The following is a 25387-nucleotide window of genomic DNA, read 5'->3' as shown; positions in this document are numbered from 1 at the left end:
TCAGTACTCGTACTTCTGCTCGTAGCCCCGCGGGGTCACCATCCGGTCGTCCCAGACGTACGTCTCCTCGTTGCCGACGAGCAGCGTCGTCGTCATGTCCACGAGGTCGGTCTCACCGAGGTCGGGCAGGTCACCGAGTTCGACGATTTCGACCTCCTCGTCCTCGCGGCCCGCGCCGTGGACGATGCCGACCGGCGTGTCGGGCGCGCGGTGTTCGAGGAGAATCTCGCAGCACTTCTCGTAGTTCGACCGGCGCTTGCGGCTCCACGGGTTGTAGATGGCGATGGTGAAGCCCTCCTTGGCGGCCGCGTGGAGGCGCGACTCGATGGTCGGCATCGAGGTCAGGTGGTCCGAGAGGCTGATGGTCACGGTGTCGTTGACGAGCGGCGCGCCCAACCGTGCCGCGCAGGACTGCGCCGCCGGGACGCCCGCGACTACGTCGAAATCGACCATGCTCGCGGTCGCGCCCTTCGATTCGAGGATTTCGAGCGCGAGGCCGGCCAGCGCGTAGACGTTGGGGTCGCCGCTGCCGACGATGGCCACGTCGTTGCCGGCGAGCGCCCGGTCGACCGCCTCCTCGGTCCGGGAGACCTCGCCGCACATCGGCGTCGAGTAGATGTCCTCGGCGTCTTCGACGATATCGTCGGGGAGGAGTTCGATGTAGGTCGTGTAGCCGACGATGTGGTCGGCCTCCCGCAGCGTGTCTTTCGCCAGCGTGGTCATCTCGCTCGCGCGACCCGGTCCGAGTCCGACGGCGACGAGTTGCCCCGGTTCGCCGTCGAAGTCCTCGATGGTCGCTTCGACCTTCTCGGCGGTCTGTTCCTTCTTCGATTCGCTCGAACTGCCGCCGCACTTCGAGGACGACGCGCCGCAGTTCGAGGACGTGTCCGACTCGGCCTCCGTCTTCGTCCCGCCGCACTTCGATTTCGATTCCGATTTCGATTCGGTCGTCGCTCCGCCGCAGTTCGATTCGGTCGTCGTGTCTGAGTCGCTCATGGGTTAGAAGTCGTCGACGTCGCGCCCGCCGCGGGGCGTGACGAGGTACGTTTGGTAGTCGTTGCTCCAGGGTTCGGTCTCGTGGGTGCCGATGAGAATCGAGGTTCCCATCCCGCCCACGTCGTCGTCGTGGGCCTTCGCGTCGCCGAGGGTCGTCACCGAGAACGTCTCGTCGTCCAGATTCCGGCCGGCCTCGCCGCGGCCGGCGTCGTTGAAGATGCCGACCGGCACGTCGTCGGCCCGCTCCTCGCGGACCACGTCGATGGCGCGTTCGTAGTTGCGCCAGCAGTTGTACAGGACGATGACGAAGCCGCTGATGGCGGCCGCGCGCAGTTTCTCCTCGATTTCGTCCCAGCCGCGCCACTTGTCGGACAGCGAAACCGTACAGAAGTCGTTCGACAGCGGCGCGCCCATCATGGCCGCGCCGCCGAGCGCCGCGGTGACGCCGGGGACGATTTCTATCGGCACGTCGGTGGCCGCGTCGCCTTTCGCCATCGTGAACACGAGGTCGGACTTCCCGTAGACGTTGGGGTCGCCGCCGGAGACGTGGACCACGTCCTCGCCGTCTCGGACGCGCTCGAACGCCTCGCGGGTCAGTTCGACCTGCTGTCCCATCGACGAGCGGACGACCTCCGGCCCCTCGTCGCTCTCTTCGGGCGGGAGGGTTCCGTCGTCGCGGAGGAACTCCTGATAGAGGTTCGAGGCGACCACGCAGTCCGAGGTGGAAATGAGTTCCTTCGCCCGCTTCGTCATGTGGTCGGGGAGGCCGGGACCGATGCCGACGACGTAGAGCGTCCCGTAGTCGTCCGGGACCTCGTCGCGGTCGCGGCCGCTGGAGCCGGCCGCCGGTTCGGTCGGCTCGCGACCGTCGCTCATCGTCCCACCGCCACGGTCACGGCGTCGTCGTAGCGTTGCTTTTCGACGACGAGTTCGTGGTCGCGGCCGCCGGCGATGGCGCTCGCCTCGGCGATGCCGGGCCAGCCGATGAGTTCCTTCGACCGCGAGGGGGTCGGCCCTTCGAACTCGGTCAGCGTCTCCTTTTCGAAGTAGACGACGCCCGCGCCGATTTCCTCGGCGGCGTCGAGCATGCCGGGTTCGTCCGCCTTTCGCGTGCCGGTGGCGACGAACTCCACGTCGTCGAAGTCGCAGTCGGCGTCGTCGAGCGCTTGCTCCCACGCGGTCAGGAACTGTGTTTTCTTCGCGCCGGAGACGCTTCCTGTCCCGAGGACGACGCCGTCGTCGCTGTTGCGCTTCAGGACGGTCACGTCGTCGCCGACGAGGACCGCCTTCGGGCCGTCGAGTCGGGCGACGGGACCGAGTTCGTCGTTGAGGACGGCGAGGTTCGTCGCCACGGTCGAATCGCCGTTGACGACGTGAGTGTCGAGCGCCTTCGCCTTGCTCTCGACGCCCTGTTTGCCCGCGGCCTCCGAAGCGGTCGTCATCGCCGGGACGGCCCCGAGCTTCGAGAGGTCGTGGGCGACCTGATTCGCGCCGTGGTGGCCGCCGGTGAGCGGAATCGCCCACGTCAGTTCCTCGTCGACGACGACGACCGCCGGGTCCTCCCACTTGTCGTCGAGGAGGCCGGCGGTCTTCCGCATGGCGATACCGCTGGCCATCAGGCCGACGAAGCAGTCGTACTCGCCCCAGTGGTCGGCGAACACGTCGCCGTGGTAGGTGAGGATGTCTATCCGGTCGTAGTCGTCCGCGAGGTCGCGCTTGATTTTCTCGGCCGTGTCGAGCTTTCGCTCGAAACTGACGATGGCGATTTCGTCGGCGACCTCGCCGTCGCTGTCTGGCGTTTGACAGTGGCCGCTTCCGGAGTCGGTGTCCGAGTTGGAGTCTGTGTCACTCATTGTCTGGCTCCTGTGTTTCGGTGTCGGGTTCGTCGTTCGGTGCGTCGCCGCCGCGGGCCCAGTCGCCGTAGAGGAACGACCGCTCGTAGTTCGAGCCGTTCACCGCCTCGCCGATGATGACGAGCGCCGAGGCTCGGTAGCCCGCGTCCTCGACCTTCTCGCCGATGGTCTCGATGGTGCCCTCGATGACGTCTTCGTCCGGCCACGAGGCGTGGTAGACGACCGCCACGGGCGTGTCGGGGTCGTGGCCCTCGTCCAGCAGTCGGTCCATCGTCTCCGAGACGGCGTGGGTGCCGAGGTAGATACAGACCGTGGTGTCACCGAAGCCGACGAAGTCGCTGATGTGGTCCTCCTCGGCCGAGAGCGTCCGGCCCTGCGGCCGGGTGAAGACGACGTGATTCGAGACCTCGTTGAGCGTCAACTGGGTGCGGAGCGTCGCGCTCGCGGCGAACGCCGAGGTGACGCCGGGAACGAGGTAGCTCGGCACGCCAGCCTCGGCCAGCGCGTCCATCTGCTCCAAGGCGGCCCCGTAAATCGCCGGGTCGCCGCTGTGGAGTCTGACGACGGTCCGACCCGACTCGTAGGCGTCGGTCATCAGCGGAATCAGCTCTTCGAGGTCCTTGCCGACGCTGTTGACCTGCTCGGCGTCGGCGCAGAACTCCTCTAAGAGCTCGCTGTTGACGAGCGACCCCGCGTGCACCACGAGGTCGGCGTCCTCGACGAGCTTTCGCCCGGCGACGGTGAGCAGGTCCGGGTCGCCCGGGCCCGCGCCGACGAAGGGGATTCCCTCCTCGTCGGTGAAGCCGGTGTCCGCCTCGCCGTCCGCGCTCACGCCGACCCCCCCGATTCGACGCCGTCGAACTCGGCGGTCGCCACGTCGCGCTCGACGCCCTCGCGCTCGGCGTAGGCCAGCGTGTAGTAGTCGCGCTCCGCGAGTTCGTCGGGGTCGTCGGTGACGACCGTCTCGCCCTGCTCCATGAACAGGCGGCGGCCGAAGCGAACGTCGTAGCCCGCCTCGGTCAGTTTCTCGTGGGTCGCCGGCGCGTCGGTGACCTTGAACAGCACCATGCGGTCGGGGCCGGTCGGCGCGGCACCGTTGGCGGCCTCGCGGAGCGCCAGCCCGGTTCCGGACTCGATTTCGACGCCGAGCGCGGTCGTGAAGGCCGTCATCGCGCTCACGCCGGGGACGACTTCGAGGTCGACCTCGGGGTGGAACGCGTCGAGGGTGCGGCGGAGGTGGCCGAACGTCGAGTAGACGTTGGGGTCGCCGAGGGTCACGAACGCCACGTCCTCGGAGTCGGCGCGGGCGGCCACCTCGGCGGCGGCCTCCTTCCACGCGCGGCGGAGTTCGTCGGGGTCGCGCGTCATCGGGAAGTCGAGGTCTCCGATGCGCTCCTCGGGGACGTGGTTCAGCGCGACCGTCCGCGAGAGGCGGCCGGGCGAGTAAACCACCGCCGCCGATTCGAGCAGGCGTTTCCCCTTGACCGTCACGAGGTCGGCCTCGCCCGGGCCGAGACCGATGCCGTAGACGGTCATAGCCCCTCCGCGTCGCGTCGGCCGACGACGACGTACACCGGGTTGTTCGACCGGAAACTCGTCGCGCCGGCGAGTTCGTAGCCGTGGCTCACCTGCATCTGGACGACCGCCGAGAGCAGGTCGCGCTCGCGGAACGCCTCGATGGCGTCGCCGGCGGGTTCGACCCGCGAGACGTTCATGACGATTCGATCGACGCCGGTCTCGACGGCGTGGTCCAACACGGCCTCGAAGTTCCGACTCCCACCGACGAACATCGCGTCGGCGTCGGACGGGAGGCCGTCGGGAGCCTCCGCCTCGCGGAGCGTCACGTCGGCGTCGTAGTCGTTCGCCGCGAGGTTCTTCCGCGTCACGTCCAGTCGGTCCGGCTTGCGCTCGACGGCGGTCACGCGCTCGACCCGCCGGGCCGCCTCGATGGTGACCGAGCCGGTACAGGAGCCGACGTCGACGAAGTGGTCCGTCGGCCGCAAGCCGAGTTTATCGAGCGTGACCGCTCTTACCTCCGGTTTCGTGGGTCCCGCCTTGGCGTCGTGCGGGAGCGTTACCTGTGACATTCGACTCGACAATCCCGGCGCGGTTTGAAAACAATTGTGCTTGTTGTACCACAAACAAGGTTTCACAAAATCCGCCTCCGAGTTATTAAATCGAGATTGCTGAAACACAACCTTGCTTGTTCTCGAAAGTTTTACAACTGTGCTTGGTTTTCATCAATCCGAGTTTACCATGGCTACGTCGAACACCGTCAACGGTCGCATCGAACGCGCACGAACGGAGCTGACTCCCGCGCAGATGGCTGCCGGTTCCCTCTTTATCGTCGCGCTGGGCTTTACGCTCCTGTTCGTGCAGGACCCGCTCGTCCACGACTCGCTGCACAACTTCCGCCACGCGGCCGGCATCGCCTGCCACTGACGATGTTCGGGGAGTACCTGACGCGAGGAGTGAAGGCGGGGGTCGTCGCCGGACTGGTGTTCGGACTGTTCATGGCCGTCGTCGCCAACCCGCTCGTCGGCTACGCGGACGACTTGAACCACGCGACAGTCGAGGAGAGCGGGCACAGTCACGAGGCCGAAAGCGCCCACAGTCACGACTCCGAGGGCGCTCACAGCCACGAGTCCGGTGACTCCCACGCCAGCGAGAGCGGCGGCCATCACGACACCGCGGTGTCGATGGCGGTCACGAAAGCCGTGAGCGTCGCGGCCGGCGGGCTGTGGGGCGTCGTGCTCGGCGGCGCGTTCTTCGGGGTCGCCTTTTTCTTCCTCGAACCGGCGATTCCCGGCCCCGACGCCGCGAAGAGCTATCTGATGGGACTCGCGGGATTCGTCACCGTTTCGGGCGCGCCGTGGCTGGTCCTCCCGCCGGTCGCGCCGGGGGCTGAACAGTCGCTCTCGACGGCGACGCGGCTCCCGCTCTACGCCGGGATGATGCTCGCCGGGGCGCTCGCCTGCCTCTCGGCCGGCTACGTCTACACCCGCCTGCGCGAGTCGCGGGGCCTCGGTGCGGCTCTCGTCGGCGCGGCCGTCCCGTTCGGCCTGCTCGCGGTGCTGGCCGTCGTCGCCCCCGAAAACGCGGTTCACGGGGCGCTGTCGCCGGCGCTCGAAACCGGGCTCATCGGCCTGTTCGCGTTCGGACAGGTCCTCCTGTGGCTGGTCCTCGCGGCGGCGCACGCGCGGTTCCGGCCGTCGAGTGAGTCCGAGTCCGAACCGGGGATTCCGACCGCCGGCCGGGACTCGGCTCCCGCGGCCGACTGATGCGTGACCGAACCGACGAGGTCCGCGAGCACGGCTTTACGGACCACGTGTTGGTCTGTACGAACAGCCGCGAGTCCGAGTACGCCGACTGCGCCGAGGCCGACGGCCCGGCGGTGTACGACGCGGTGACCTCGTGGTTGCGCGACCGTGGCGTCTTCTGGTCGCGGGTCCACGTTGCAGAAACGAGCTGTCTCGGCCTCTGTAGTGCGGACGGGGCCGCGGTCGCCATCCACCCCCGGAACCGGTGGTACTCGGACGTTCGCCCGGACGACGTGCCGGCGCTGTTGGCCGAGGAGTTCGGCCCAGACGCGTCGAACCTCGGCGTTCGACCCCGCGACTGACCGTCTCGGGGACGACCGCCGGTGTCTGCACCGCGCCGTTCTCACCGCCTCTTGTCGTTCCCTCCCCGACGCGGACGGGGTTGAACGCAGAACAATAATATCGGTGCACACCTGATTACGGTCCATGGACGAGAAGGACCTTCGAATCCTCAAGGCCATCGGGACGCTCGAATCGGGGAGCCCCGACCGGATAACCGAGGAGACGGGCATCCCGAAGTCGACCGTTCACTACCGCCTCGAACGGCTCCAAGAACAGGGCATCATCAAAAACGACATCTTCGATATCGACTTCGAGAAGGCCGGGCTGAACCTCACGCTCATCACCGAGGTCTGGGCCGAGTACGGCTCGGAGTACCACAAGGAGGTCGGCGACAAACTCGGGGAGGTGCCCGGCGTCAACGAGGTCTACTTCACGCTCGGCGACACCGACTTCGTCCTGATTTCGCATCTCGCCTCGCGCTCGATGGTCGAGGACCTCATCTCCGAGTTCGAGGAGATAGACGAGATTTCGCGGACGAGTTCGACGTTCGTCATCACGACAATCAAGGACGAGCCGAACCCGCTGAACGACTACGAACTCGAAGAACTGAAAGCGGCGCTTCTCCCCGACGTGTCGTAACGCGGCCCGTGCCGTATCCGCACGAATCCCGCCGCACCGCGCTTCGACCGCCGGAAGGACGGAAGCCGATTAGTCTTCGAGCTGCTGGGCGCTCAGGTGCGCCTTCGCTTCCGTCCGGGTCGGCAGCCCGCCGGCGACGGCCAGCAGGACGACGCCGAGCAGACACCAGCCGCCGACCATCGCCCACTCGTAGGGCCACGCCAGCGCCGATGGCGAGCCGGGGAGGTAGAGGCCGACGAAGAACACGGTCAACAGCAGCCCGAGCGCGCCGACCGCGTAGCCCGCCGGCAGCTTGAACGGCCGGTCGAAGTCGGGGTCGCGGTAGCGGAGCACGAGGAACGAAACGACGACGAGAAGCCACGCCGTCACCATGCCGAGCCCGCCGGCGTTGACGACCCACACGAGCATCTGCTCGCCGAACAGGGGCGCGAGCGCCGCGAGCCCGCCGACGAGCACGATTGCGGTCGACGGCGTGTCGTGGTCGTCGTGAATCGTCGCGAGCCGCTCGGGGAGCATGTTCGAGTCGGCCATCGCGTAAATCGCGCGGCTGGCTCCGAGGACGAAGCCGTTCCAACTCGTGAGGATACCCGCGAGACCCGCCAGCGCCATGATGCGGCCGATGGTCACGCTATCGAACGCAATCTCCATCGCCGTCGCGGCGGGGAGCGAGCTCTCGACGAGCGTCGCGCCCGTAGCGACCTGCCCGGCCGCCCAGATGACGGCGATGTAGAACGCGGCGGCGCAGGCGACCGAGAGCCCGATGAGGCCGCCGAGGAGCTTCGGCGACACGTCGGCCTCGCCGGCGGCCTGCGGAATCACGTCGAAGCCGACGAACATGAACGGCGTCATGATGGCGACCGTGAACACGCCGCCGATGCCGGCTCCCGCGAGCGGCGGCGACGACGGCGACGTGCCGTTGAACAGCGCGCCGAGGAGGAGCGTCAGGCCGGACAGCGTGATGACGAGCGCGAGAATCGCCTGGAACTGCGCGGCCGGCCGGACACCCCGATAATTGAGGTACGTGATAACCACGGAGCCGATGACGCCCGTCGCGACCCACGTGCCGTAGACCGGCTGTCCGGCGACCGTCCAGAGTTCGAACACGTTGAAGCCGGGGACGATGTACGCGAGGGCGCTCGGCAGCGCGACCGCCTCGAACGCGACGACGCTGATGTAGCCGAAGATTATCGCCCACGTACAGGCGAACGAGCCGGCCGGCCCCAACGCCCGCATGCTGTAAACGTGCTCGCCGCCGACGAACGGCATCGCGGAGGCGAGTTCGCCGTAGATGAGCGAGACGACGGTCACCATGAACCCGCCGAGGACGAACGCCGAGATAGCGCCGGTGACGCCGCTTTGGTCGATGAAATACCCCGTCTGCACGATCCAACCCCATCCGATCATCGCTCCGAGTGCGAGCACGAACACGTCGCGCTTCGAGAGGACGCGTGAGAGTTCTCCTGTCATGGTTATGAGTGACATCACCACATTCTAACTTACCCACTATATATCTTACTGTGTTCAATTTTTAGTCTCTATTAGGAACACAGTTCAATAGTAATCCGTCATCTGGGACGACAAATCGAGCGGCGATTCACCGGAAAATCGCCAAACGGCCGCCGGTTCGAATAGTAGTCAACCCGTCGAGCAGAAAGAAACGGCGTCCGCGCTCGATTCGCGTTCCGGGCGTCGTCGCGGGCGTCGCGTTGGGTGTCGCTCCGGGTGCTGGGCCGGGCGTCGTCGCGCTTACTCGTCGGCGGGTACGTCCTCGACCCAGACCGTCTTCGTGTTGACGAACTCCCGAATCCCGTGCCGGGAGAGTTCGGTCCCGTAGCCCGAGTCCTTCGTCCCGCTGAACGGGACCCGCGGGTCAGACGCGACGACGTGATTGACCGCGACGTTACCCGCGGTGAGCTTCGTCGTGAGCGCCTCACCGCGTTCGGCGTCGGCCGTCCAGACGCTCGCGCCGAGGCCGTAGGGCGTGTCGTTCGCCACGCGGACCGCCTCCGCCTCGTCTTCGACTTCGACGACGGTGGCGACGGGGCCGAACAGTTCCTCGGTTCTGGCGGGCGCGTCTTCCGGCACGTCGGTAAGCACCGTCGGCGGGTAGTAGTGGCCGGGTCGGTCCAGCGGTTCGCCGCCGAGGCGGAGCGTCGCGCCGGCCTCGACGGACGCCGTGACCTGCTCGTGGAGCGTCTCCATGAGGTCCGCCCGCGCCTGCGGCCCCACGTCGGTCTCGGGGTCGGTGGGGTCGCCGACGGTCAGCGACCGCATCTCCTCGGTGAAGCGCTCGACGAACTCGTCGTAGACGGCCTCGTGGACGAGAAAACGCTTCGCGGCGATACACGACTGGCCGTTGTTCTGCGTTCGGGCCTGCGCGGCCTGCTTTGCGGTCGCTTCGAGCGGCGCGTCGTCGAGGACGACAAAGGGGTCGCTCCCGCCGAGTTCGAGCACCGTCGGCTTGAGTTCGCGCCCGCTCGTCTCCGCGACGGCCCGCCCGGCGCGGGTGCTCCCCGTCAGGCTGACGCCCCGAACTCGGTCGTCTTCGATGACGCCGGCGACGCGCTCGGCGTGAATCTGCAACGACGTGAATACGTCGTCCGGATAGCCCGCCCGCTCGAAGACGGAGGCGATGGCGTCGGCGCAGCCGAAGACGTTCGGCGCGTGTTTGAGCACGGCGACGTTACCCGCGGTGATGTGCGGGGCGGCGAACCGGAACACCTGCCAAAACGGGAAGTTCCACGGCATCACCGCGAGCACCGGGCCGATGGGCTCGTAGGAGACGTACGTTTTCGACCCCGGCACGGTGCCGATGTGCTCGTCCTGCAGGAACTCCGACGCGTGTTCGGCGTAGTAGTCGCAGACCCACGCGCACTTTTCGACCTCGGAGACCGCCTGTTCGACGGGTTTGCCCATCTCCTCGGTCATCAGGCTCGCGTACTCCTCGCTGTGCTCGCGCAGCACGTCGGCCGCGGACGAGAGCAACTTCTCGCGCCGGGACATCGGCGTCTCGCGCCACGATTCGAACCGGTCCCACGCGGCGTCCAAGCGCGCGTCGACCGTCGCTTCGTCGTGTTCCTCGTGCGTCTCGATGACCTCCTCGGTCGCGGGGTTGATGGATTTCATGGTCGGCTCTCGGGAGCGCGGCGGTCGCTCGTCGCTCCCGCTTGGGCCCACTGTCGTCCCATATGTTGATAAATGTTCCAGACTCATCAGAATATTCGGACTGTGTTCAAAATACGTCGGTGACGAACGCAGTCGAGTACGGGGCTCCCAGCCGCGTTCGAGTCTGGAACGACCGCTCTTGTCCCGACACACTCGCAGTGTTCTGGATGATGTTCTACATAGGATAATTTATTAGGATTCAGTTTAGAACTTGTGCCCATGAGAGAACGGACGACGAACTCGTCGGTCGAGGCGGCGTACGACGACTACCTCATGCCGATTTGGAAATCGCTGAACGTCCCGGTCGCGCGGGCGTCCGGCTGTACCCTCGAAGACTTCGACGGCAACGAGTATCTCGACGTGTTCTCGGGCATCTCGGTGACGAACGTCGGTCACAACAACGAGGCGGTCGTCGAGGCCGCCGCGGAGCAGTTGGAGGAGTTCGTCCACGGCTGTTCGTACGTCCACCCGAACCGGCCGGTGGCCGACCTCGCAGAAACCATCGCCGAGGTGACGCCGGGCGACCTCCAGAAGACCTTCTTCTGTAACTCCGGCACGGAGGCCGTCGAGGGCGCTATCAAACTCGCCCGGAAGTACACCGGCTCGAAGGAGGTTATCTCGCTGGAGATGGGCTTCCACGGCCGCACCCTCGGCAGCCTCGCGCTCACCGGCAACCGGGCCTACAAGCAGGACATGGCCCCGACCATCAACGACGTGGCGCACACCGCGCCGCCGTACGCCTACCGGTGTCCTCGCTGTGAGGGCGACACCTGCGGCGCGGACTGCGCCGACGCGCTCGAACGAGTCATCGGGTCGCACACCAGCGGCGACCTCGCGGCGGTCGTCGTCGAACCCGTCATGGGCGAGGCCGGCATCATCGTCCCCTCGGAGGCGTGGCTCAAGCGCGTGCGGGACATCGCCCACGATCACGGCGCGCTCCTCATCGCCGACGAGGTCCAGACCGGCTACGGCCGCACCGGCGAACTGTTCGCCAGCGAGCAGTTCGGCGTCGAACCCGACATCCTGACGCAGGCGAAAGGCATCGCCAACGGCCTGCCGCTCGGCGCGTTCACGGCCCCCGCGGACATCGCGGACGCGTTCGGCTCCGGCGACCACCTCTCGACGTTCGGCGGCAACCCCGTCGCTTGCGCAGCTGCGCTGGCGACCATCGAGGAACTCCAGAACGGCATCGTCGACAACGCCCGCGAGAACGGCGAGTGGCTCTCGGCCGAACTCGCCACGCTCGAATCCGACTACGACGTGGTCGGTGAGGCCCGCGGCCTCGGGCTGATGCAGGGCATCGAACTCGTGGACCCCGAGACGACCGGCCCGCAGCACGTCGCGCCCGCCCCGGACAAGGAACTCGCGGCCGCGGTCGGCGAGCACCTCCGCGAGGAGTCCAACGTCGTCATGGGCGTCGGCGGCTACTACAAGAACGTCATGCGGTTCCAGCCCCCGCTGACGATTTCGCAGGCGCAACTCGGCGAGGCCGTCGACGCGCTCCGAATCGCGCTGGACGACTTGGCCTGAACGGGAGTCCTCCGTACCGCGCTACCGACCGACTTAGGGACGGTCCAGCTCTTTGTCCCACGCCTTCCACGTCTTCAGAAGCGGGATGATGGTGTAGTCGTCGACGATTTCCTCGCCGTCGAAGAGGTCCCAGACGTACTCTTTCAGGGTGTTCAGGTCGGTGTGCCACGCGCTGAACACGAGGTCGTACTCGCCGAGACAGGAACTCGCGTTGTAGACGAGTCCCTCGTCGATGAGCATCGTGATGAACTCGGTCCGCACCTCGGAGGAGACGTGCTGGTTGAACGAGACGAGTATCTGCGCGTCGGCGAGGTCGGCCTCCTGGAGGACGATGACCGCGAGGATTTCGAGCACGTCGCTCTCTTGAAGCTTCTCGCGGCGGCGACGGACCGCGGTCCGAGAGAGTCCGACGCGCTCTGCGAGTTCGGTGTCGGAGATGCGGCCGTTCTCGTTGAGCGCGCGGAATATCTCGTAGTCGTGCTCGTCGAGGTAGTTTTCGAGGACCGCCTCCGGCGTGTTCGGGTCGGGCGGCGCGTCGGCGGACGTGAGGTCGGGGTTTTCCATGGTCGGATGTATTGGTGGGGTTCGATTTGAAACTGCGGGTGGCGTAAACGAACCAAAACGACACAACAGTTGTGCCGAATTGGCTAGTCCGCGGCTTGCGGTGGGTGGGTGGTGGGTGGCGAGCGATTGGGTCGTGGGACGCCGCGCGAAACGCGGCGTCGAGGGAAGTTCAGCGGCGAGGCCACCGACGCGGCCGAGGCGTCACCACCCGGTCACCACCCCGTCTCGTCCCGCGGCAGCGGGTCGTACGGAACCTCGTACCCGAACGCTTCGGGGCCGATGACGTCGAGCGCCTCGGGCGTCGTGAGCAGTTCGGGCGCGGGCACGCCGAGGACGCGGACGCGCTGGCCGTACCGCAGGGCGTCGGTCATGACCGGCGCGCCGGTGTCGGTGTCGACGAGGCAGATGAGGTCGGGGACGGTCGTGAGAAGCTCGCCATCGTCGTCCCGCGCGACGAGGAACTCGTTTTGGAACTCGATTTCGAGGGTCGCGTCCTCGTCCACCCCGGCGAGCGTGACGCTCCCGAGGGCGAAGCCGTCGCGGTTGCGGCGGTGGACGTCCACGATTTTCCCGGCGAACAGTTCCTCGCCGCCGAGCAGTTCGCGGCCGGCGTCGACGGGGTCGGTGCCGGCGTCGCGGGCGCGTTCGACCTCCCGGCCGAGTTCGGTGGCGAGCGAGACGGTGTGGGGAACGGCGTACTCCGAGACGAACTCGCCGGCCATGAGCGGGAAGGCGTAGCCCGAGCGGCCGCCCATCTGGACGGTGATGGCCCGCGCGAGGTCTTCGAGGCGCTTGGCCGAGTCGATGTCCCGGTAGATGACCTGATTCCCGCGCTCGTCGGTCGTCGCCGCGTAGTTCACGGGCGTGCCGTAGATGAAGAACGTGTCCATCTGGAGTTCGGGGAACGCCCGACCCATGCCGTCGGCGTCGACCACGGGGAGGTCGGTCATCGCCGCCACGCACAGCGGGGCCATGCTGTTCGCGCCGCCGATTTCGCCGGGGATGAGCGCGTCGACCGTCTCGCCGGAGAGGTCTTCGATGGCGCGGAGCGACTGCACCTCCTCGTCGCCGCCGGCGAACTTCTCGACGCTGATGGTGGGCGCGCCCATCCCGCCGACGCTCGCCACGGTGGCGTCGGCCGGCAGGTCCCGCGGGTCGACCAGTTCGACCGCGTCGGGGTAGGCGTCGTCTTCGAGGAGCGTTTGCAGGCGCAGTCGGCCGAGACGGGGGTTGCCACCGCCGCCCGTGCCGAGGATGCCCGCGCCGATGCCGAGCGCTTCGAGGTCGTCGAGCGTTATCTCCGTCAGGTGTGGGATGTCGAAACTCATGGGAGGTCCGCGAGTGGTTCGTAGGTCGCGTCGAGGCCGAACGACGCCGGCCCCCACACGTCGAGGGCGGCGGGCGTCCGCATTATCTCGGGCGTCCGGATGCCGAGGACGCGGACCCGCGCCCCGTACCGGAGGCTCTCGGTCGGAATCGGCCCGCCCGTCTCGCGGTCGAGGACGGTGATGAGGTCGGGGACGGTCGCCACGTAGCTCCCGTCGACGGTCGCGCCGAGGTTCTCGTTTTGGAACTCGATGCGCATCTCCGACTCCGCGTCTTCGTCGAGGCCGTCGATATCGACGTGGCCGAAGACGAAGCCGCGTTCGGTGCGGCGCTGTACGTCGACGATTTTCCCCTCGAACAGCGACCGCGCCTCGCCGTAAATCGACTCGCGGGTCACCTCGCGGACGGCGTCCATCGCGTCGTCCTCGGCGACCCGGAGCGCGCGGCCGAGGTCGCGGGCGAGCGACATCGTGCCCGGAATGGCCGTCTCTTTGACCTGCGCGCCGGTCATCGGGTAGTCGGAGACGTAGCCGACGCCGCCCATCCTGACCGTGACGCCGCGGGCCAGCCACTCCAACTGGTCGTTGTCGTCCGTCTCGATGAGACAGGTGTTTCCCCGCTCGTCGCTGACGGCCGCGGGCGTCCCGCTGACGCCGTAGATGTTGAACGTCTCGTGTTGGAGTTCGGGGAACGCCCGGCCCATGCCGTCGGCGTCGACCACGGGAAGTCCGCGTCGGGCCGCGACGGCGAAGGGGAACGTCGAGTTGATGCCGCCGCACTCGATTGGCATCGTCGCGTCGGCGGTTTTTCCGAGTTCGCGCTCGACGCGCTCCATCGAGGTGACGGCCTCCCGCCCGCTCGGGAGCTTTTCGACCGAGACGGTCGGCGCGCCCATCTGGGCGGTCGGGACGACGAAGTCCTCGGCGTCCAGTTCGTCCGGAGAGACGAGTTCGACGGGGCCGAACTCCTCGATGGCCTGCTTCGCGACGAGTTTGCCGACGTGGGGGTCGCCCCCGCCGCCGGTCCCGAGGACGGTCGCGCCGAGCGCGATGTCCTCTATCTCCTCGACGCCGATTTCGACCGTCATCAGTGGTCGAGCGCCCCGGCGGCTTTCACCTTGATTCGCACCGCGTTGCCGGGCAGGTACGAAAGCGGGACCTCCTCGATGTCGACGATATCCACGCTGTCGGGGTCCGCGCCGGCCGCGAGCGCGTTGTCCGTGGCCTCGTCTTTCGCGTGTTGGATGGCTCCCTCGCGGTCCATCTCGTCGAGGCTGTATATGCGGTCGACCTCGCCGGAGACCTGCGCGATGGCGACGCCGACGGCGTTCGCGACCTCGTAGTGGTCGGGCTTGTGGACCTCGCTCGCGCCCGCGATGTCGTCGGGGACGAGGATGCTTCCGCCGCCGACGATGACCACGGGGACGGGGTCGGCGCTCGTCTTCATGCGGTCGACCTCGCGCTCGACGCGCTCTCTGACGTACTCGCGGGCGGCCTCGACGATGTCCGCGTCCACGGCCGGCGTCTCGGAGCCGATGTCGATGGTGCCCGCGGCGACTTCGAGGTCGGTCGCGGTCAGCGTCTCGCCGCCGAAACACCTCGCCTCCTCGGTCAGCTTGTAGCCGACGCTCTGGGGGCCGACGGTGACGCCGCCGTCGGTTGAGACGATAGAGCCGCCGCCGATGCCGATGGCGATGATGTCGGGCATCCGGAAGTTGGTCTTCACCTCGCCGATTTCGACGGCGACGCTGCTCTCGCGGGGGAAGCCCTCGGTGACCGCGCCCACGTCGGTCGTCGTGCCGCCCACGTCGACGATGATGCCGTTTTCGACCTGCGAGAGGTACGCCGCGCCGCGGACCGAGTTCGAGGGGCCGCTGGCGACCGTGAAGATGGGGTAGCGGATGGCGTAGTCGACGCTCATCAGCGTCCCGTCGTTCTGGCCGAAATAGAGGTTCGCGTCGATGCCGCGTTCGTCCATCGCCTCGACGAACGCGTTCGCGGCCTCCGAGGCGACGCTGGTGAGCGCGGCGTTGAGCGCCGTCGCGTTCTCGCGCTCGAGCAGGCCGACGCTGCCGATTTCGTTCGAGACGGAAATCGGCACGTCGTCACCGACCTCCTCGCGGATGAGTTCCGCGACCCGCGTCTCGTGGTCGTCGCGGACGGGGGAGAAGACGCTCGTCACGGCGAAGGCGTCCACGTCGGAGAACTCGCGAATCTGCGCTCTGACCTGCTCCTCGTCGAGGTCGTTGAGGAGTCGGCCGTCGAACTCGTGGCCGCCGTCGAGGATGGCGACGTTGTTGCCGATGGCCGCGGCGAGGTCGTCGGGCCATTCGAGGAGCGGGCGGATGCTCTGGGTCGCGGGCGCGCCGATGCGGATGACGCCGACCTCGTTGAGGCCGCGGCGCTCCGTGATGGCGTTCGTCGCGTGGGTCGTGCCGAGCATCACGTAGTCGAGTTCGTCCTCGGAGACGCCGCTGTCGTCGAGGACCACGTCGAGGGCGTTGAGGATGCCCGAGGTGATGTCTTCCGTGGTGGGGGTCTTCGTCTTCGCGAGGAGGTTGTCGTCGCCGTCCATGACGACGGCGTCCGTGTTGGTGCCGCCGACGTCGATTCCGATTCGGTAGTCAGTCATGTCTGGGTTGCTGGAGAGTTTCGATTGGTTCGTAGTCGATGCTGTAATCGAAGTACGCCGGGCCGACGAGGTCGAGTCCCTCCTCGGTCCGCCACTTCGGTGAACACGGCATCCCGATGACCCGCACCCGGTGGCCGTAGGCGAGTCGCTCGGTGGTGACGGGGTCGCCCGTCTCGGCGTCCACGACCGTAATCAGGTCGGGAGTGCTCGCCACGACGCCGCGCTCCGAGTCGCGGGCGACGAGGTTCTCGTTTTGGAAGGAGAGGGTGAACGTCCGGCCCTCGCAGTCGTCGATGCCGTCGAGGGTCGCCTCACCGACGGCGAAGCCGCCTTCGGTCCGGCGCTCCACGTCGGTTATCTTCCCCGCGAACAGCTCGTAGCCGTCGGTGAGGTCGAGGACCGACTCGACGGGGTCACGCGAGCGGTGCTTGGCGGTGCGAATCGCCTCGCCGATGTCGTGGGCGAGGGACATCGAGTCGAGAATCGCGTGCTCGCGGACCTCAGCGCCGGAGAGCGCGTAGGTTCCTATCATGCACGCGCCGCCCATCTCGATGCTCGTCACGCGGGCGAACGCCTCGGCGTACTCGTTGCTGACGGTGTTCACGAGAAGCGAGTTGCCCTTCTCGTCGGCGATGCTCATCGGGGTCGCGCTGACGCCGCCCATCGTGAGCGTCACCATCTGTACCTCGGGGAACGCCCGACCCATGCCGTCGGCGTCGACGAGCGGAAGCCCGAGCGCGGCGGCGACGGCGATGGGGACGGTGCTGTTCAGCCCGCCCGCCTCGATGCTCATCGTCGCGTAGGCCTCCTGTCCGAGGTGCGTTTCGAGCGCCTCGAAGGCGGCCAACGCCTCGGTTCCCTTCGGCATCTTCTCGACCATCACGGTCGGCGCGCCGAGCATCGCGCTCGGGATGACGAGCGCGTCGTCGGGCACGTCCCGCGGGTCGATGAGGTCGACGGGGCCGTGCTCTTCGATAGCCTGCTGTGCCATCAGCTTCCCGATGTAGGGGTCGCCGCCGCCGCCCGTCCCGAGGACGGTCGCGCCGGTGGCGAAGTCGTCGATGTTGTCTGTGGTTATCTTCATGGCTCGTTGGTGTTCGATGCGACTCCCTCGCCGGCGACCGCCGCGACGGCCACGTCGGGCACGTCGTCGAACGCGTCGGCGTACGCCTCGTCGTAGATGTGACACCGGACGCTGGGGCCGGCGTCGACCGCGACGAACGCCGGTTCGTCGGTCGAACACGCGTCGGTCGCGTAGGGACACCGCGTGTGGAACCGACAGCCCGTGGGGATGTCTCGGGGACTCGGAATTTCGCCCCGGAGCGGTTCGTGCCGCGGCTTGTACGCCTCTTCCTCGTCGGTCGTGACCGGAATCGCGGAGAGGAGCGCCCGGGAGTAGGGATGTCGCGGCCGCTGGAAGACCTCCTGCGTGGGGCCGCGCTCCTGAATCTCGCCGAGGTACATCACGGCCGTCTCGTCGGCGAAGTTGCGGACCAGAGAGAGGTCGTGGGTGATAAAGAGGTAGGTGAGGCCGAACTCCGCCTGTAAGTCTTCGAGGAGCGCGATAATCTTCGCCTGCACGCTCACGTCGAGCGCGCTCGTCGGCTCGTCGAGCAAGAGTAGTTCCGGCTCGACCGCGAGCGCGCGGGCGATGTTCACCCGCTGTTTCTGCCCGCCCGAGAGTTCGTGGGGGTACTTGTTCCAGTACTCGTCGTTCAGTTCGACGCGTTCGAGCAGGTCGACCACGCGCTCCCGGAGGTCCGATTTCGGCACGCCACGCGCTTTTAGCGGGACTGCGAGCGACTTGCCGATGGTCCGCCGGGGATTCAGACTCGACGTGGGGTCCTGAAACACCATCTGGACGCGCGACCGGAGGCGAGCCAGTTGCTCGTCGGTCGCGTTCGTGATGTCCTCGCCGTCGAACCTGACGGTGCCGCCGGTCGCGCCGGTCAGACCGATAATCGTCCGCGCGACGGTGCTTTTCCCGGACCCGGACTCGCCGATGAGCGCGAGGGTCTCGCCGCGGTCGATGTCGAACGAGACGCCGTCGACCGCTTTCACGTGGTCGGACGTGCGCTTGATGATGCCGCTTTTGACGGGGAAGTATTTTTCGAGGTCCTCGACTTCGAGCAGGGGTTCGGACACGTCAGTCGCCCCCCTGTTTCCCCGGTCTGCGGGTCATGTGGCTCCGGGTCTCCTCGACGGTCGGCCGCTCGGACGCAGGGACGGCCTCGTCGTAGAGGACGCACTCGACGCCCGTCTGCGGGCCGCGCTCGTACATCTCCGGGCGGGCCTCCTCGCACTCGGCGGTGGCGTAGGGACAGCGCGGCGCGAACCGACAGCCCGGCGGCGGGTCGAGGTACTCGGGAATCGAGCCGTCGATGCCGGTCGCCATCTCGTCGCCCGTCAGGCGCGGAATCGACGCGATGAGCCCCTGCGTGTAGGGGTGTTTCGGGTTCTCGAACAGCTCTTCGGTCGGCGCGGTCTCGACGATGCGGCCGCCGTACATGACGTACACGCGGTCGCTCACCTGTCGGGCGACGCCGAGGTTGTGGGTGATCATCAGGACGCTCAGGTCGTGGTTCTCGATGAGGTCCGCGAGCAGGTCGAGAATCTGGTCGTGAATCGTCACGTCCAGCGCGGTGCCGATTTCGTCGGCGATGAGCAGGTCCGGCTCGTTCAGCAGGGCCTGCGCGATGAGCGCGCGCTGGCGCATCCCGCCGGACAGCTGCGACGGGTACGAGTCCATGATGTTCTCGGGGTCCGGCATCTGGACCTCGCGGAGCATCTCCACGACGCGCTCGCGCGCCTCGTCGCGCTCGCCGCTGAAGCGGCGGCGGAAGAACTCCACGACGCCCGTGTCGCTGTCGCCGCCGAACTGCGCGGTGTCGGTGAGCTGTTCCCCGATGGTGAACGTCGGGTTGAGACTCGACATCGGGTCCTGGAACACGAGGCTCATCCGCTGGCCTTTGACGCGCTCGAACTCGCGGTCCGAAAGCGACAGCAGCTCCGTCCCGTCGAACGTGATGTCGCCGCTGACGCGGGCCGGCGGCTGATTCAGGAGGCGGAGGATGGACTTCATCGTCACCGACTTGCCGCAGCCGGTCTCGCCGGCGATGGTGACGACCTCGCCTTTGCCGATAGAGAGGTTGACGCCGTCGATGACCTCCGCAAGGCCGTCGAACGACTCGAAGCCGACTTCGAGGTTCTCGACGGTCAAAAGCGGGTTCTCGGCGACCGGTTCGTCGAGTCTCATCGGTTCACCTCCACGTCGAACAGGTCACGGAGGCCGTCACCGAGCATGTTGAACCCCATCACGAGGACGAAGATGGCGAGGCCGGAGAAGACGCTCACCCACCACGAGTCGGGCAGGTAGGACGTTCCTTGGCTGACCATCGTGCCGAGCCCGGGTTGGGGCGGCTGGACGCCGACGCCGATGAACGACAGGCCCGCGCCGATGAGGATGACGAAGCCCGCGTCGAGGGTCACTTTGACCAGAATCGGTGACAGCGTGTTCGGGAGAATCTCCCGAAAGAGGATGTGCGGCGTGCTCGCGCCGGCGAGCTTGGCGGCCTGCACGTACTCCTCGCTGCGCTCGCTGGCGACGATGCTCTGGACGAGGCGGGCGTGCCACGTCCACCACAGCGCCGCAATGGCTATCATCGCGTTCGTCAGCGTCGGCTCCAAGGCCGACGTGATTGCCAACGCCATCACGAGCGGCGGTAAGGCGAGCGCCGTGTCGGTCGCCCGCATGATAATCGTCTCGGTCCAGCCGCCGTAGTAGCCGGCGACGAGGCCGAGCAGCACGCCAACGGGGACGCCGAAGCCGAGGACGACGGCCACGAGCATGAGCGACAGCCGGTAGCCGAAGAGGATGCGCGAGAGCACGTCGCGGCCGACGTGGTCGGTTCCCAGCGGGTGGTCGAGGCTCGGCGGCTGGAGCGTGTTCGAGAAGTCGGTGAACTTCCCGGCGTGTTCGGGGTACGGCGCGACGACGGGCGCGAAGACGGCGAGCAGGATGATGGCGATGATGATGCCGAGACCGATGACGCTCATCGGCCTGCTCGTAAAGCGCTTCCACGACCGCTGCCAGAGTTCGCGGCGCTCGGCCGAGACGACCCGGTCGAGGACGCTCGCTGACTCGGCGCTCATGTCGCCTCCTCCATCGCCAGTCTGATGCGCGGGTCGACGCGACCCAACAGCACGTCAACGAGGAAGTTGATGCTCACGAACGCGACGCCGATAGTCATCGTGACGCCGACGACGGCGTTGAAGTCGTTGTTCAGCACCGCGGTGACGCCGTAGGACGCGAGGCCGGGCCACGAGTAGACGAGTTCGATGAGGAACGCGTTGCCCAGAAGCGAGGCGTACAGCAGCCCCAGAATCGTGAGCGTCGGGATGAACGCGTTTTTGAGCGTGTACTTGTACGTCACGAGCCACGAGGGGAGGCCGAAGCCGCGCTCGGCCTCGACGTAGTCCTGGTCTTTCACGTCTATCATGCTCGACCGGGTGATGCGCATCACCTGTCCGATGCCGGCGAGCGAGAGCGCGAGCGCCGGGAGGATGATGTGCGCCCACGCGTCGACGTGGGCCGCGAGGTTCCCGGACAGCAGGGTGTCCACGAGCAGGAAGCCCGTGAACCGCGAGACGCCCGAACCGAACTCCGAGCCGAGCCGCCCCGTGATGGGGAGCCATTCGAGCAGGTAGCCGAATATCAGCTGGAACATGATTGCGATGAAGAAGCCGGGCACGCTCACGCTGAAGAACGCGACGAGCCGCGTCGCGTTGTCGGCGAGCCCGTCTTTGTTCTGCGCGGCGACGACGCCCAGCGGGATGCCGATGACGACGGTGAGGAACATCGACACCGTGATGAGTTCGAGCGTCGCCGGCAGGTAGTAGACGATGTCGGTGCTGACCGCGCGCTTCGTCTCGAGGCTCGTCCCGAGGTCTCCGACGAGCAGGCCCCGCATGTAGTCGAGGTACTGCAACGGAATCGGCTTGTTCAGGCCCATCTCGGCGGCGAGCGCCTGCACCTGTTCTTCCGACGCGAGCGCGCCGAGGGCCATTCGCGCGGGGTTCCCGGGGAGCACTCGTGACGTGGTGAAGATGATTATCGACAGGCCGATGAGACTCACGAGGATGCCCGCGAGCCGGCGCACGAGATACTGCCAGTACTTCATTCTTGGTAGAAGTCGGGGAACCAGTAGTCGAAACTCATCGACGGCCGGAAGGTGTAGCCCGCCACGTCGTCGGCGAAGGCGTGTTTCTTCGACTGGACGAAGATGAACAGGTCGGGGTACTGGTTCGCGATGCGTTCTTGCACCTCGGCGTACAGTTCGGCGCGGGCGTCGGCGTCGACCGTCGAGCGCGCCTCGTCGATGAGTGCGTCGACGTTCTCGTCTTCGAGGTGTTCCATGCTCATCCACGTCGAGGCGGCCTCGGAGTGGTACTGGTTGTAGAACACCGTGTCGGGCGAGGGGTACACCGGCCCGTAGAACACCTGATTGATGTGGGGCGTGTCCTCGACGCTCGTGGCGAGTTCGGTCATCGTCCCCCACGTCTGGGGGTTCAACTCGACGTCGATGCCGATTTCGTCCATGTTCTGCTGGAACAGCAGCCCCATCTTCTCTTCGAGGCCGTAGTCCTTCACGTAGGTGTTCTGGACGGTGATGTCGCCCTCCTCGTAGCCGGCGTCGGAAAGAATCTGCCGCGCCCGCTCGGGGTCGTAAGTCGGCTGGACGATATCCTCGTTGTGGACGCCGAACGACGACGGGAGCGGGCCCTGCGCGGGCAGCGACCCCGGCGCGATTTCGTTGCGCGCCGTCTCGTAGTCGAAGCCGTAGGCCATCGCCTCGCGGACCGCGGGGTCGTCGGTCGGGGCCTTCTGGGTGTTGATTTTGAAGTAGAACGTCGTCACCGTCGGGACCGACTCGACGCGGATGTCGTCTTCGGCCGCGAGCGCCTCGTAGGTCTCCTCGCTTTGGTACTGGCTCGACATGTCGAGTTCGCCCGTCTTCATCAGCGACCGAACCGTCGGGTCGTTGGTGATGATTTGGACGGTGACGTTGTCGTACGCGCCGTCTTTGAACGACCCCCAGTAGTCGGCGTAGCGGCTGAACGAAATCTGCGCCTGCCGCTCGAAGCCCGCGAGTTCGTACGGACCGGAGCCGGCGTCGTTGTCGTTGAGGAACGACTGGCCGTAGTCGCCGCGGTCACCGAAGTCGCCGTCTGCGGCGTTGTCGAGGACCAGTTGTTTGTCCACGACGAACAGGAGCACGAGCGTCGCGAGGAACGGCGAGTGGACGCGGTCGAGCGTGAACGACACCGTCCGCTCGTCCTCGACGGTCACGTTCTCCTTCGAGAGCACGTTCCCGAGCAGCGACGAGTAGCCTTGGTTGATATCGAGGAAGCGCTCGGCCGAGAACTGCACGTCCTCCGCCGTAACGGGGTTGCCGCTGTGGAACGTCGCGCCCTCGCGGAGCGTGAACGTGTAGGTTTGGTTGTCGTCCGAGACGGTCCAGTCCTCCGCGAGGTGCCCCTGCAAATTCCCCTCCGTATCGGGGAACACGAGCGGGTCGTAGAGGTTGACCAACGCGAGCACCTGCGTGTAGTCGGTCCCCTTCGCGGGGTCGACGGTCCCGAAGCGCTGGGTCGCGCTCATGCGGAGCGTCGAACTGCCCGAGTCGCCGCCGGACGACGACTCCGTCTCTGTCTCCTCGTCGTCGCCGCCCGAGGCCGTGGTCTGTTCTTGGCCGTCGTAGCTCTCGCCGCCGCCGGAACAGCCCGCGAGACCGGCGATTCCGGCCGTCCCGAGCGCCTTGAGGAAGTTCCGCCGACTCGCCGCGTCTCCGAACCGAGCGCGGACCGACTCCGACGCCGAACCCACCTGCGACCGCATCTGTGTGATGTCTTTTCTCGACATACGTTACTCATTCTCACAGAGGTGCAATGGAACATAAAGGTACCGTATAGTAACCTAAAACAATATTCTCGGTTCAAAACGGAATACTCAGTGAACAATATGGAACAATGTGGCTGTCTGTCGTCTGCCACACGTCTGGTCGTGTCTCCGTAATCGACGGACTGCACGACCTTCCGCAGAACGTCGCCGGCTGTCGTGGACGGCTCGAAGATTAGTTTCTCGCCCGCTGGCGCTCGTGAGCCGCTCGCACCCGCGCTCCCCCCGCTACTGCGACGAGAGTCCGTTCCCGACTATACAGTTCTCGGTCGTTCGAGACGGGAGTATTATAAGAAAACAATGATTATTTAAAATATGATAAATTTATCTGGGTCCCTCGAAAAAATCAAACATAAATTCATAAATAGAGTTCTAAAACACCTATTCATGACTATACATAGAACTTAGCTCCTTATCAATGGATATTTATCAGTAATTGTGGCTCAACAACTGATTGCCTTTCCACACTGAAATCCTATGTTTTGAGAAAAATATATTTTTACTTACTATTATATATTCTCACACAAGACGCTGTTCCGACCCGTTTCTCCGGCTTGGTTGCACCCGACTCGTTCGCCCCGTTCCCACTTCCAGAAGTGATTCTAAAATCGGAAATTGAGTTGACAAATCGGCACGTAGAGTAACTCGGACGACGCTTAAGTTCCCGCGGGGAGAACGACCACTCGATGGCATGGGAGTTCGAGCGGGTCGCGGGTCCGTTTCGGGCCACCGAGGGCCCGATTTGGACCGGCGACGCGGTTCGATTCACGGAGATAAAGGAGCATCAGGTCCTCGAATACGACCCGGAGACGGGAGAGACGAGCGTCTACATCGACTCGACCGCCGGCGCGGTCGGCCTCCACGAGGGACGCGACGGCGAACTGTACGCCTGCGAGGCCGAGGGCCACCGCATCGCCGCGTTGACTCCGGGTGAATCCGCGTCGGTCGTCGTCGACGAGTTCGAGGGGACGCCGCTCAACGGGCCGAACGACCTCGAAATCGACCGCGACGGGGATATCTGGTTCACCGACCCCGACGACAAAGACCGGGGGCTGCTCGGTCACACCTCCGTCTTCCGCGCCGAGCGGACCGACGCGGACGCGAGCGACGGCTGGCAGCTCGTCCACCTCACAGACGAGATGGACCGACCGAACGGCATCCTCCTCTCGCCGGACGAGTCGCGACTGTACGTCGCAGAGTGCACCTACGGCCCGGACCAAGAGACCGACCTGCGGGCCTATCCGATTCGCGACGACGGGTCGCTGGGCTCCCGCGAGATACTGCACGACTTTGGTGACCATCGCGGTATCGACGGCATGACGCTCACGGAGTCGGGCGACATCGTCGCCTGCGCCGGCTGGGAGACAGGCGGCCCGGGACCGTCGATATACGTGTTCTCCCCGTCGGGCGAGGTGCTCGAACGCCACCCGTTCCCCGAGAACCGCCCGACCAACTGCACGCTCGGCGGGCCGGACGGCTCGACGCTCTACGTCGCGGACATGACCGGCAGTCTCTACGCGGCGGAGACCGACCGCTCCGAATTCGTACGGTTCTGACGAAACAGGGACCGTGAGGACAGATACGCCGGGGTGGGTATCGTCGGAATCGACCCCGACCGCGGCGACTCCGACGCGGGCGTCTCAGCGGAGCGGTTCGAACGCGTCGAGGCCCGCTTGGGACGCTTCCATGTCTTCGGACACCGCGCCGCCGCTCGCGCCGACCGCGCCGACGACGACGCCGTCGTGTTCGACCGGGAACCCGCCGCCGAAGACGACGACGCGACCGTTATCGGTGGTGTGGAGGCCGTACACGTCGCCGCCGGGTTCGGCTCCTTCCTTCAGTTCGTGGGTCGGCTTCTTGACCGCGGCCGCGGTGTAGGCCTTGTTCTGTGCGATGTTGCTCGCGACGAGCTTCGCGCCGTCCATCCGGCGGAAGCCGAGGAGGTTCCCCTCGCTGTTCGTCACCGCGAGGTTCAGCGGCACGCCGAGTTCCTCGGCTTTCTCCTCCATCGCGTCGAGAATCGTCTTGGCTTCGGCTAGCGTCAGCTCTTGTACCATCGACTCGACCGTCGGCGGCTCGGAGGAAAAATCCACCGCTCACGGGGAGAACCGCCGCTGGAACGG

Annotated in this window: 25 protein-coding genes; 6 read left to right on the top strand and 19 right to left on the bottom strand. The window is 66.4% G+C overall.

All coding sequences use genetic code 11. The features are described 5' to 3' along the window. Genes cobJ through cbiT form a run of 6 tightly spaced genes read right to left on the bottom strand, consistent with a single transcriptional unit; the run spans position 1 to position 4936 of the window. Positions 1 to 996, bottom strand: coding sequence for a precorrin-3B C(17)-methyltransferase (gene cobJ / locus ACSR87_RS15545; RefSeq protein WP_498531165.1), 996 nt, complete (start codon positions 994 to 996; stop codon positions 1 to 3). A 3-nt stretch (positions 997 to 999) separates the two neighbouring features. Further along, positions 1000 to 1872, bottom strand: coding sequence for a precorrin-3B C(17)-methyltransferase (locus ACSR87_RS15540; protein ID WP_008573118.1), 873 nt, complete (start codon positions 1870 to 1872; stop codon positions 1000 to 1002). Next, positions 1869 to 2849 carry a cobalt-precorrin 5A hydrolase gene (gene cbiG, locus ACSR87_RS15535; RefSeq protein WP_498531164.1) on the bottom strand — a complete coding sequence of 327 codons (981 nt, stop codon included), beginning with the start codon at positions 2847 to 2849 and terminating at the stop codon, positions 1869 to 1871. Before cbiG ends, ACSR87_RS15540 begins: the two co-directional genes overlap by 4 nt. Beyond that, positions 2842 to 3681: a precorrin-4 C(11)-methyltransferase gene (cobM, locus tag ACSR87_RS15530; RefSeq protein ID WP_498531163.1), complete on the bottom strand. Its 840-nt coding sequence runs from the start codon at positions 3679 to 3681 to the stop codon at positions 2842 to 2844. The genes cbiG and cobM overlap by 8 nt, the downstream gene beginning before the upstream one ends. Further along, the gene (locus ACSR87_RS15525; RefSeq protein WP_004041093.1) at positions 3678 to 4385 is read right to left on the bottom strand and encodes a cobalt-factor II C(20)-methyltransferase; all 708 of its coding nucleotides are present in this window, start codon (positions 4383 to 4385) and stop codon (positions 3678 to 3680) included. Before ACSR87_RS15525 ends, cobM begins: the two co-directional genes overlap by 4 nt. Further along, positions 4382 to 4936, bottom strand: a complete 555-nt coding sequence (gene cbiT / locus ACSR87_RS15520; RefSeq protein WP_498531162.1) for a precorrin-6Y C5,15-methyltransferase (decarboxylating) subunit CbiT — start codon at positions 4934 to 4936, stop codon at positions 4382 to 4384. The genes ACSR87_RS15525 and cbiT overlap by 4 nt, the downstream gene beginning before the upstream one ends. Before the next feature lie 169 nt (positions 4937 to 5105). Here cbiT and ACSR87_RS15515 point away from each other — a divergent pair, with 169 nt between their 5' ends. The 4 genes from ACSR87_RS15515 to ACSR87_RS15500 all read left to right on the top strand — a co-directional run bounded on the left by ACSR87_RS15515 (position 5106) and on the right by ACSR87_RS15500 (position 7090). Further along, the gene (locus ACSR87_RS15515) at positions 5106 to 5291 is read left to right on the top strand and encodes a CbtB domain-containing protein (RefSeq protein WP_498531161.1); all 186 of its coding nucleotides are present in this window, start codon (positions 5106 to 5108) and stop codon (positions 5289 to 5291) included. A 2-nt stretch (positions 5292 to 5293) separates the two neighbouring features. After that, on the top strand, positions 5294 to 6130 hold the full coding sequence (locus tag ACSR87_RS15510) for a CbtA family protein (protein WP_498531160.1): 837 nt from the start codon (positions 5294 to 5296) through the stop codon (positions 6128 to 6130). Next, a complete protein-coding gene (locus tag ACSR87_RS15505) occupies positions 6130 to 6471 on the top strand; it encodes a (2Fe-2S) ferredoxin domain-containing protein (protein ID WP_004061738.1) in 342 nt (113 codons plus the stop codon). The genes ACSR87_RS15510 and ACSR87_RS15505 overlap by 1 nt, the downstream gene beginning before the upstream one ends. Positions 6472 to 6595: 124 nt before the next feature. Next, entirely contained in the window at positions 6596 to 7090 is a 495-nt protein-coding gene (locus ACSR87_RS15500) for an Lrp/AsnC family transcriptional regulator (protein ID WP_004041088.1), read from the top strand. A 69-nt stretch (positions 7091 to 7159) separates the two neighbouring features. On the opposite strand, the gene ACSR87_RS15495 is transcribed toward ACSR87_RS15500, so the two are convergent. Next, positions 7160 to 8572 (bottom strand): APC family permease, encoded by a 1413-nt coding sequence (locus tag ACSR87_RS15495; RefSeq protein ID WP_498531159.1) that lies wholly within the window; start codon positions 8570 to 8572, stop codon positions 7160 to 7162. Between the two features lie 264 nt (positions 8573 to 8836). Continuing rightward, positions 8837 to 10216: an NAD-dependent succinate-semialdehyde dehydrogenase gene (locus tag ACSR87_RS15490; protein ID WP_498531158.1), complete on the bottom strand. Its 1380-nt coding sequence runs from the start codon at positions 10214 to 10216 to the stop codon at positions 8837 to 8839. Positions 10217 to 10474: 258 nt separating this feature from the next. Here ACSR87_RS15490 and ACSR87_RS15485 point away from each other — a divergent pair, with 258 nt between their 5' ends. Next, positions 10475 to 11785 carry an aspartate aminotransferase family protein gene (locus ACSR87_RS15485; RefSeq protein ID WP_498531157.1) on the top strand — a complete coding sequence of 437 codons (1311 nt, stop codon included), beginning with the start codon at positions 10475 to 10477 and terminating at the stop codon, positions 11783 to 11785. 33 nt (positions 11786 to 11818) lie between these two features. Here the strand turns inward: ACSR87_RS15485 and ACSR87_RS15480 are convergent, their stop codons facing one another. The 10 genes from ACSR87_RS15480 to ACSR87_RS15435 all read right to left on the bottom strand — a co-directional run bounded on the left by ACSR87_RS15480 (position 11819) and on the right by ACSR87_RS15435 (position 23204). Continuing rightward, positions 11819 to 12349: an Lrp/AsnC family transcriptional regulator gene (locus ACSR87_RS15480; protein ID WP_498531156.1), complete on the bottom strand. Its 531-nt coding sequence runs from the start codon at positions 12347 to 12349 to the stop codon at positions 11819 to 11821. 212 nt (positions 12350 to 12561) lie between these two features. Continuing rightward, complete coding sequence (locus ACSR87_RS15475) at positions 12562 to 13677, bottom strand: S-methyl thiohydantoin desulfurase family protein (RefSeq protein WP_498531155.1); 1116 nt, start codon at positions 13675 to 13677, stop codon at positions 12562 to 12564. Further along, positions 13674 to 14762 carry an S-methyl thiohydantoin desulfurase family protein gene (locus ACSR87_RS15470; RefSeq protein WP_498531154.1) on the bottom strand — a complete coding sequence of 363 codons (1089 nt, stop codon included), beginning with the start codon at positions 14760 to 14762 and terminating at the stop codon, positions 13674 to 13676. Before ACSR87_RS15470 ends, ACSR87_RS15475 begins: the two co-directional genes overlap by 4 nt. Next, entirely contained in the window at positions 14762 to 16306 is a 1545-nt protein-coding gene (locus tag ACSR87_RS15465) for a hydantoinase/oxoprolinase N-terminal domain-containing protein (protein ID WP_498531153.1), read from the bottom strand. Before ACSR87_RS15465 ends, ACSR87_RS15470 begins: the two co-directional genes overlap by 1 nt. Further along, positions 16299 to 17390 (bottom strand): S-methyl thiohydantoin desulfurase family protein, encoded by a 1092-nt coding sequence (locus ACSR87_RS15460; RefSeq protein WP_498531152.1) that lies wholly within the window; start codon positions 17388 to 17390, stop codon positions 16299 to 16301. Before ACSR87_RS15460 ends, ACSR87_RS15465 begins: the two co-directional genes overlap by 8 nt. Continuing rightward, a complete protein-coding gene (locus tag ACSR87_RS15455; RefSeq protein ID WP_498531151.1) occupies positions 17387 to 18451 on the bottom strand; it encodes an ABC transporter ATP-binding protein in 1065 nt (354 codons plus the stop codon). Before ACSR87_RS15455 ends, ACSR87_RS15460 begins: the two co-directional genes overlap by 4 nt. A gap of 1 nt (position 18452) precedes the next feature. Beyond that, the gene (locus ACSR87_RS15450) at positions 18453 to 19562 is read right to left on the bottom strand and encodes an ABC transporter ATP-binding protein (protein WP_498531150.1); all 1110 of its coding nucleotides are present in this window, start codon (positions 19560 to 19562) and stop codon (positions 18453 to 18455) included. Continuing rightward, on the bottom strand, positions 19559 to 20458 hold the full coding sequence (locus ACSR87_RS15445; protein WP_498531149.1) for an ABC transporter permease: 900 nt from the start codon (positions 20456 to 20458) through the stop codon (positions 19559 to 19561). Before ACSR87_RS15445 ends, ACSR87_RS15450 begins: the two co-directional genes overlap by 4 nt. Then, positions 20455 to 21486 carry an ABC transporter permease gene (locus tag ACSR87_RS15440; protein WP_498531148.1) on the bottom strand — a complete coding sequence of 344 codons (1032 nt, stop codon included), beginning with the start codon at positions 21484 to 21486 and terminating at the stop codon, positions 20455 to 20457. Before ACSR87_RS15440 ends, ACSR87_RS15445 begins: the two co-directional genes overlap by 4 nt. Then, complete coding sequence (locus ACSR87_RS15435) at positions 21483 to 23204, bottom strand: ABC transporter substrate-binding protein (RefSeq protein WP_498531391.1); 1722 nt, start codon at positions 23202 to 23204, stop codon at positions 21483 to 21485. Before ACSR87_RS15435 ends, ACSR87_RS15440 begins: the two co-directional genes overlap by 4 nt. A gap of 746 nt (positions 23205 to 23950) precedes the next feature. On the opposite strand from ACSR87_RS15435, the gene ACSR87_RS15430 reads away from it, so the two are divergent. Further along, positions 23951 to 24820: an SMP-30/gluconolactonase/LRE family protein gene (locus ACSR87_RS15430; protein ID WP_498531147.1), complete on the top strand. Its 870-nt coding sequence runs from the start codon at positions 23951 to 23953 to the stop codon at positions 24818 to 24820. 84 nt (positions 24821 to 24904) lie between these two features. Here the strand turns inward: ACSR87_RS15430 and ACSR87_RS15425 are convergent, their stop codons facing one another. Then, positions 24905 to 25321 (bottom strand): GlcG/HbpS family heme-binding protein, encoded by a 417-nt coding sequence (locus tag ACSR87_RS15425; RefSeq protein ID WP_004041071.1) that lies wholly within the window; start codon positions 25319 to 25321, stop codon positions 24905 to 24907. Positions 25322 to 25387: the final 66 nt, after the last annotated feature.

This window comes from Haloferax sp. SDI50 (genome assembly GCF_059802635.1).
This window is presented reverse-complemented; position numbering and strand designations above follow the sequence as displayed.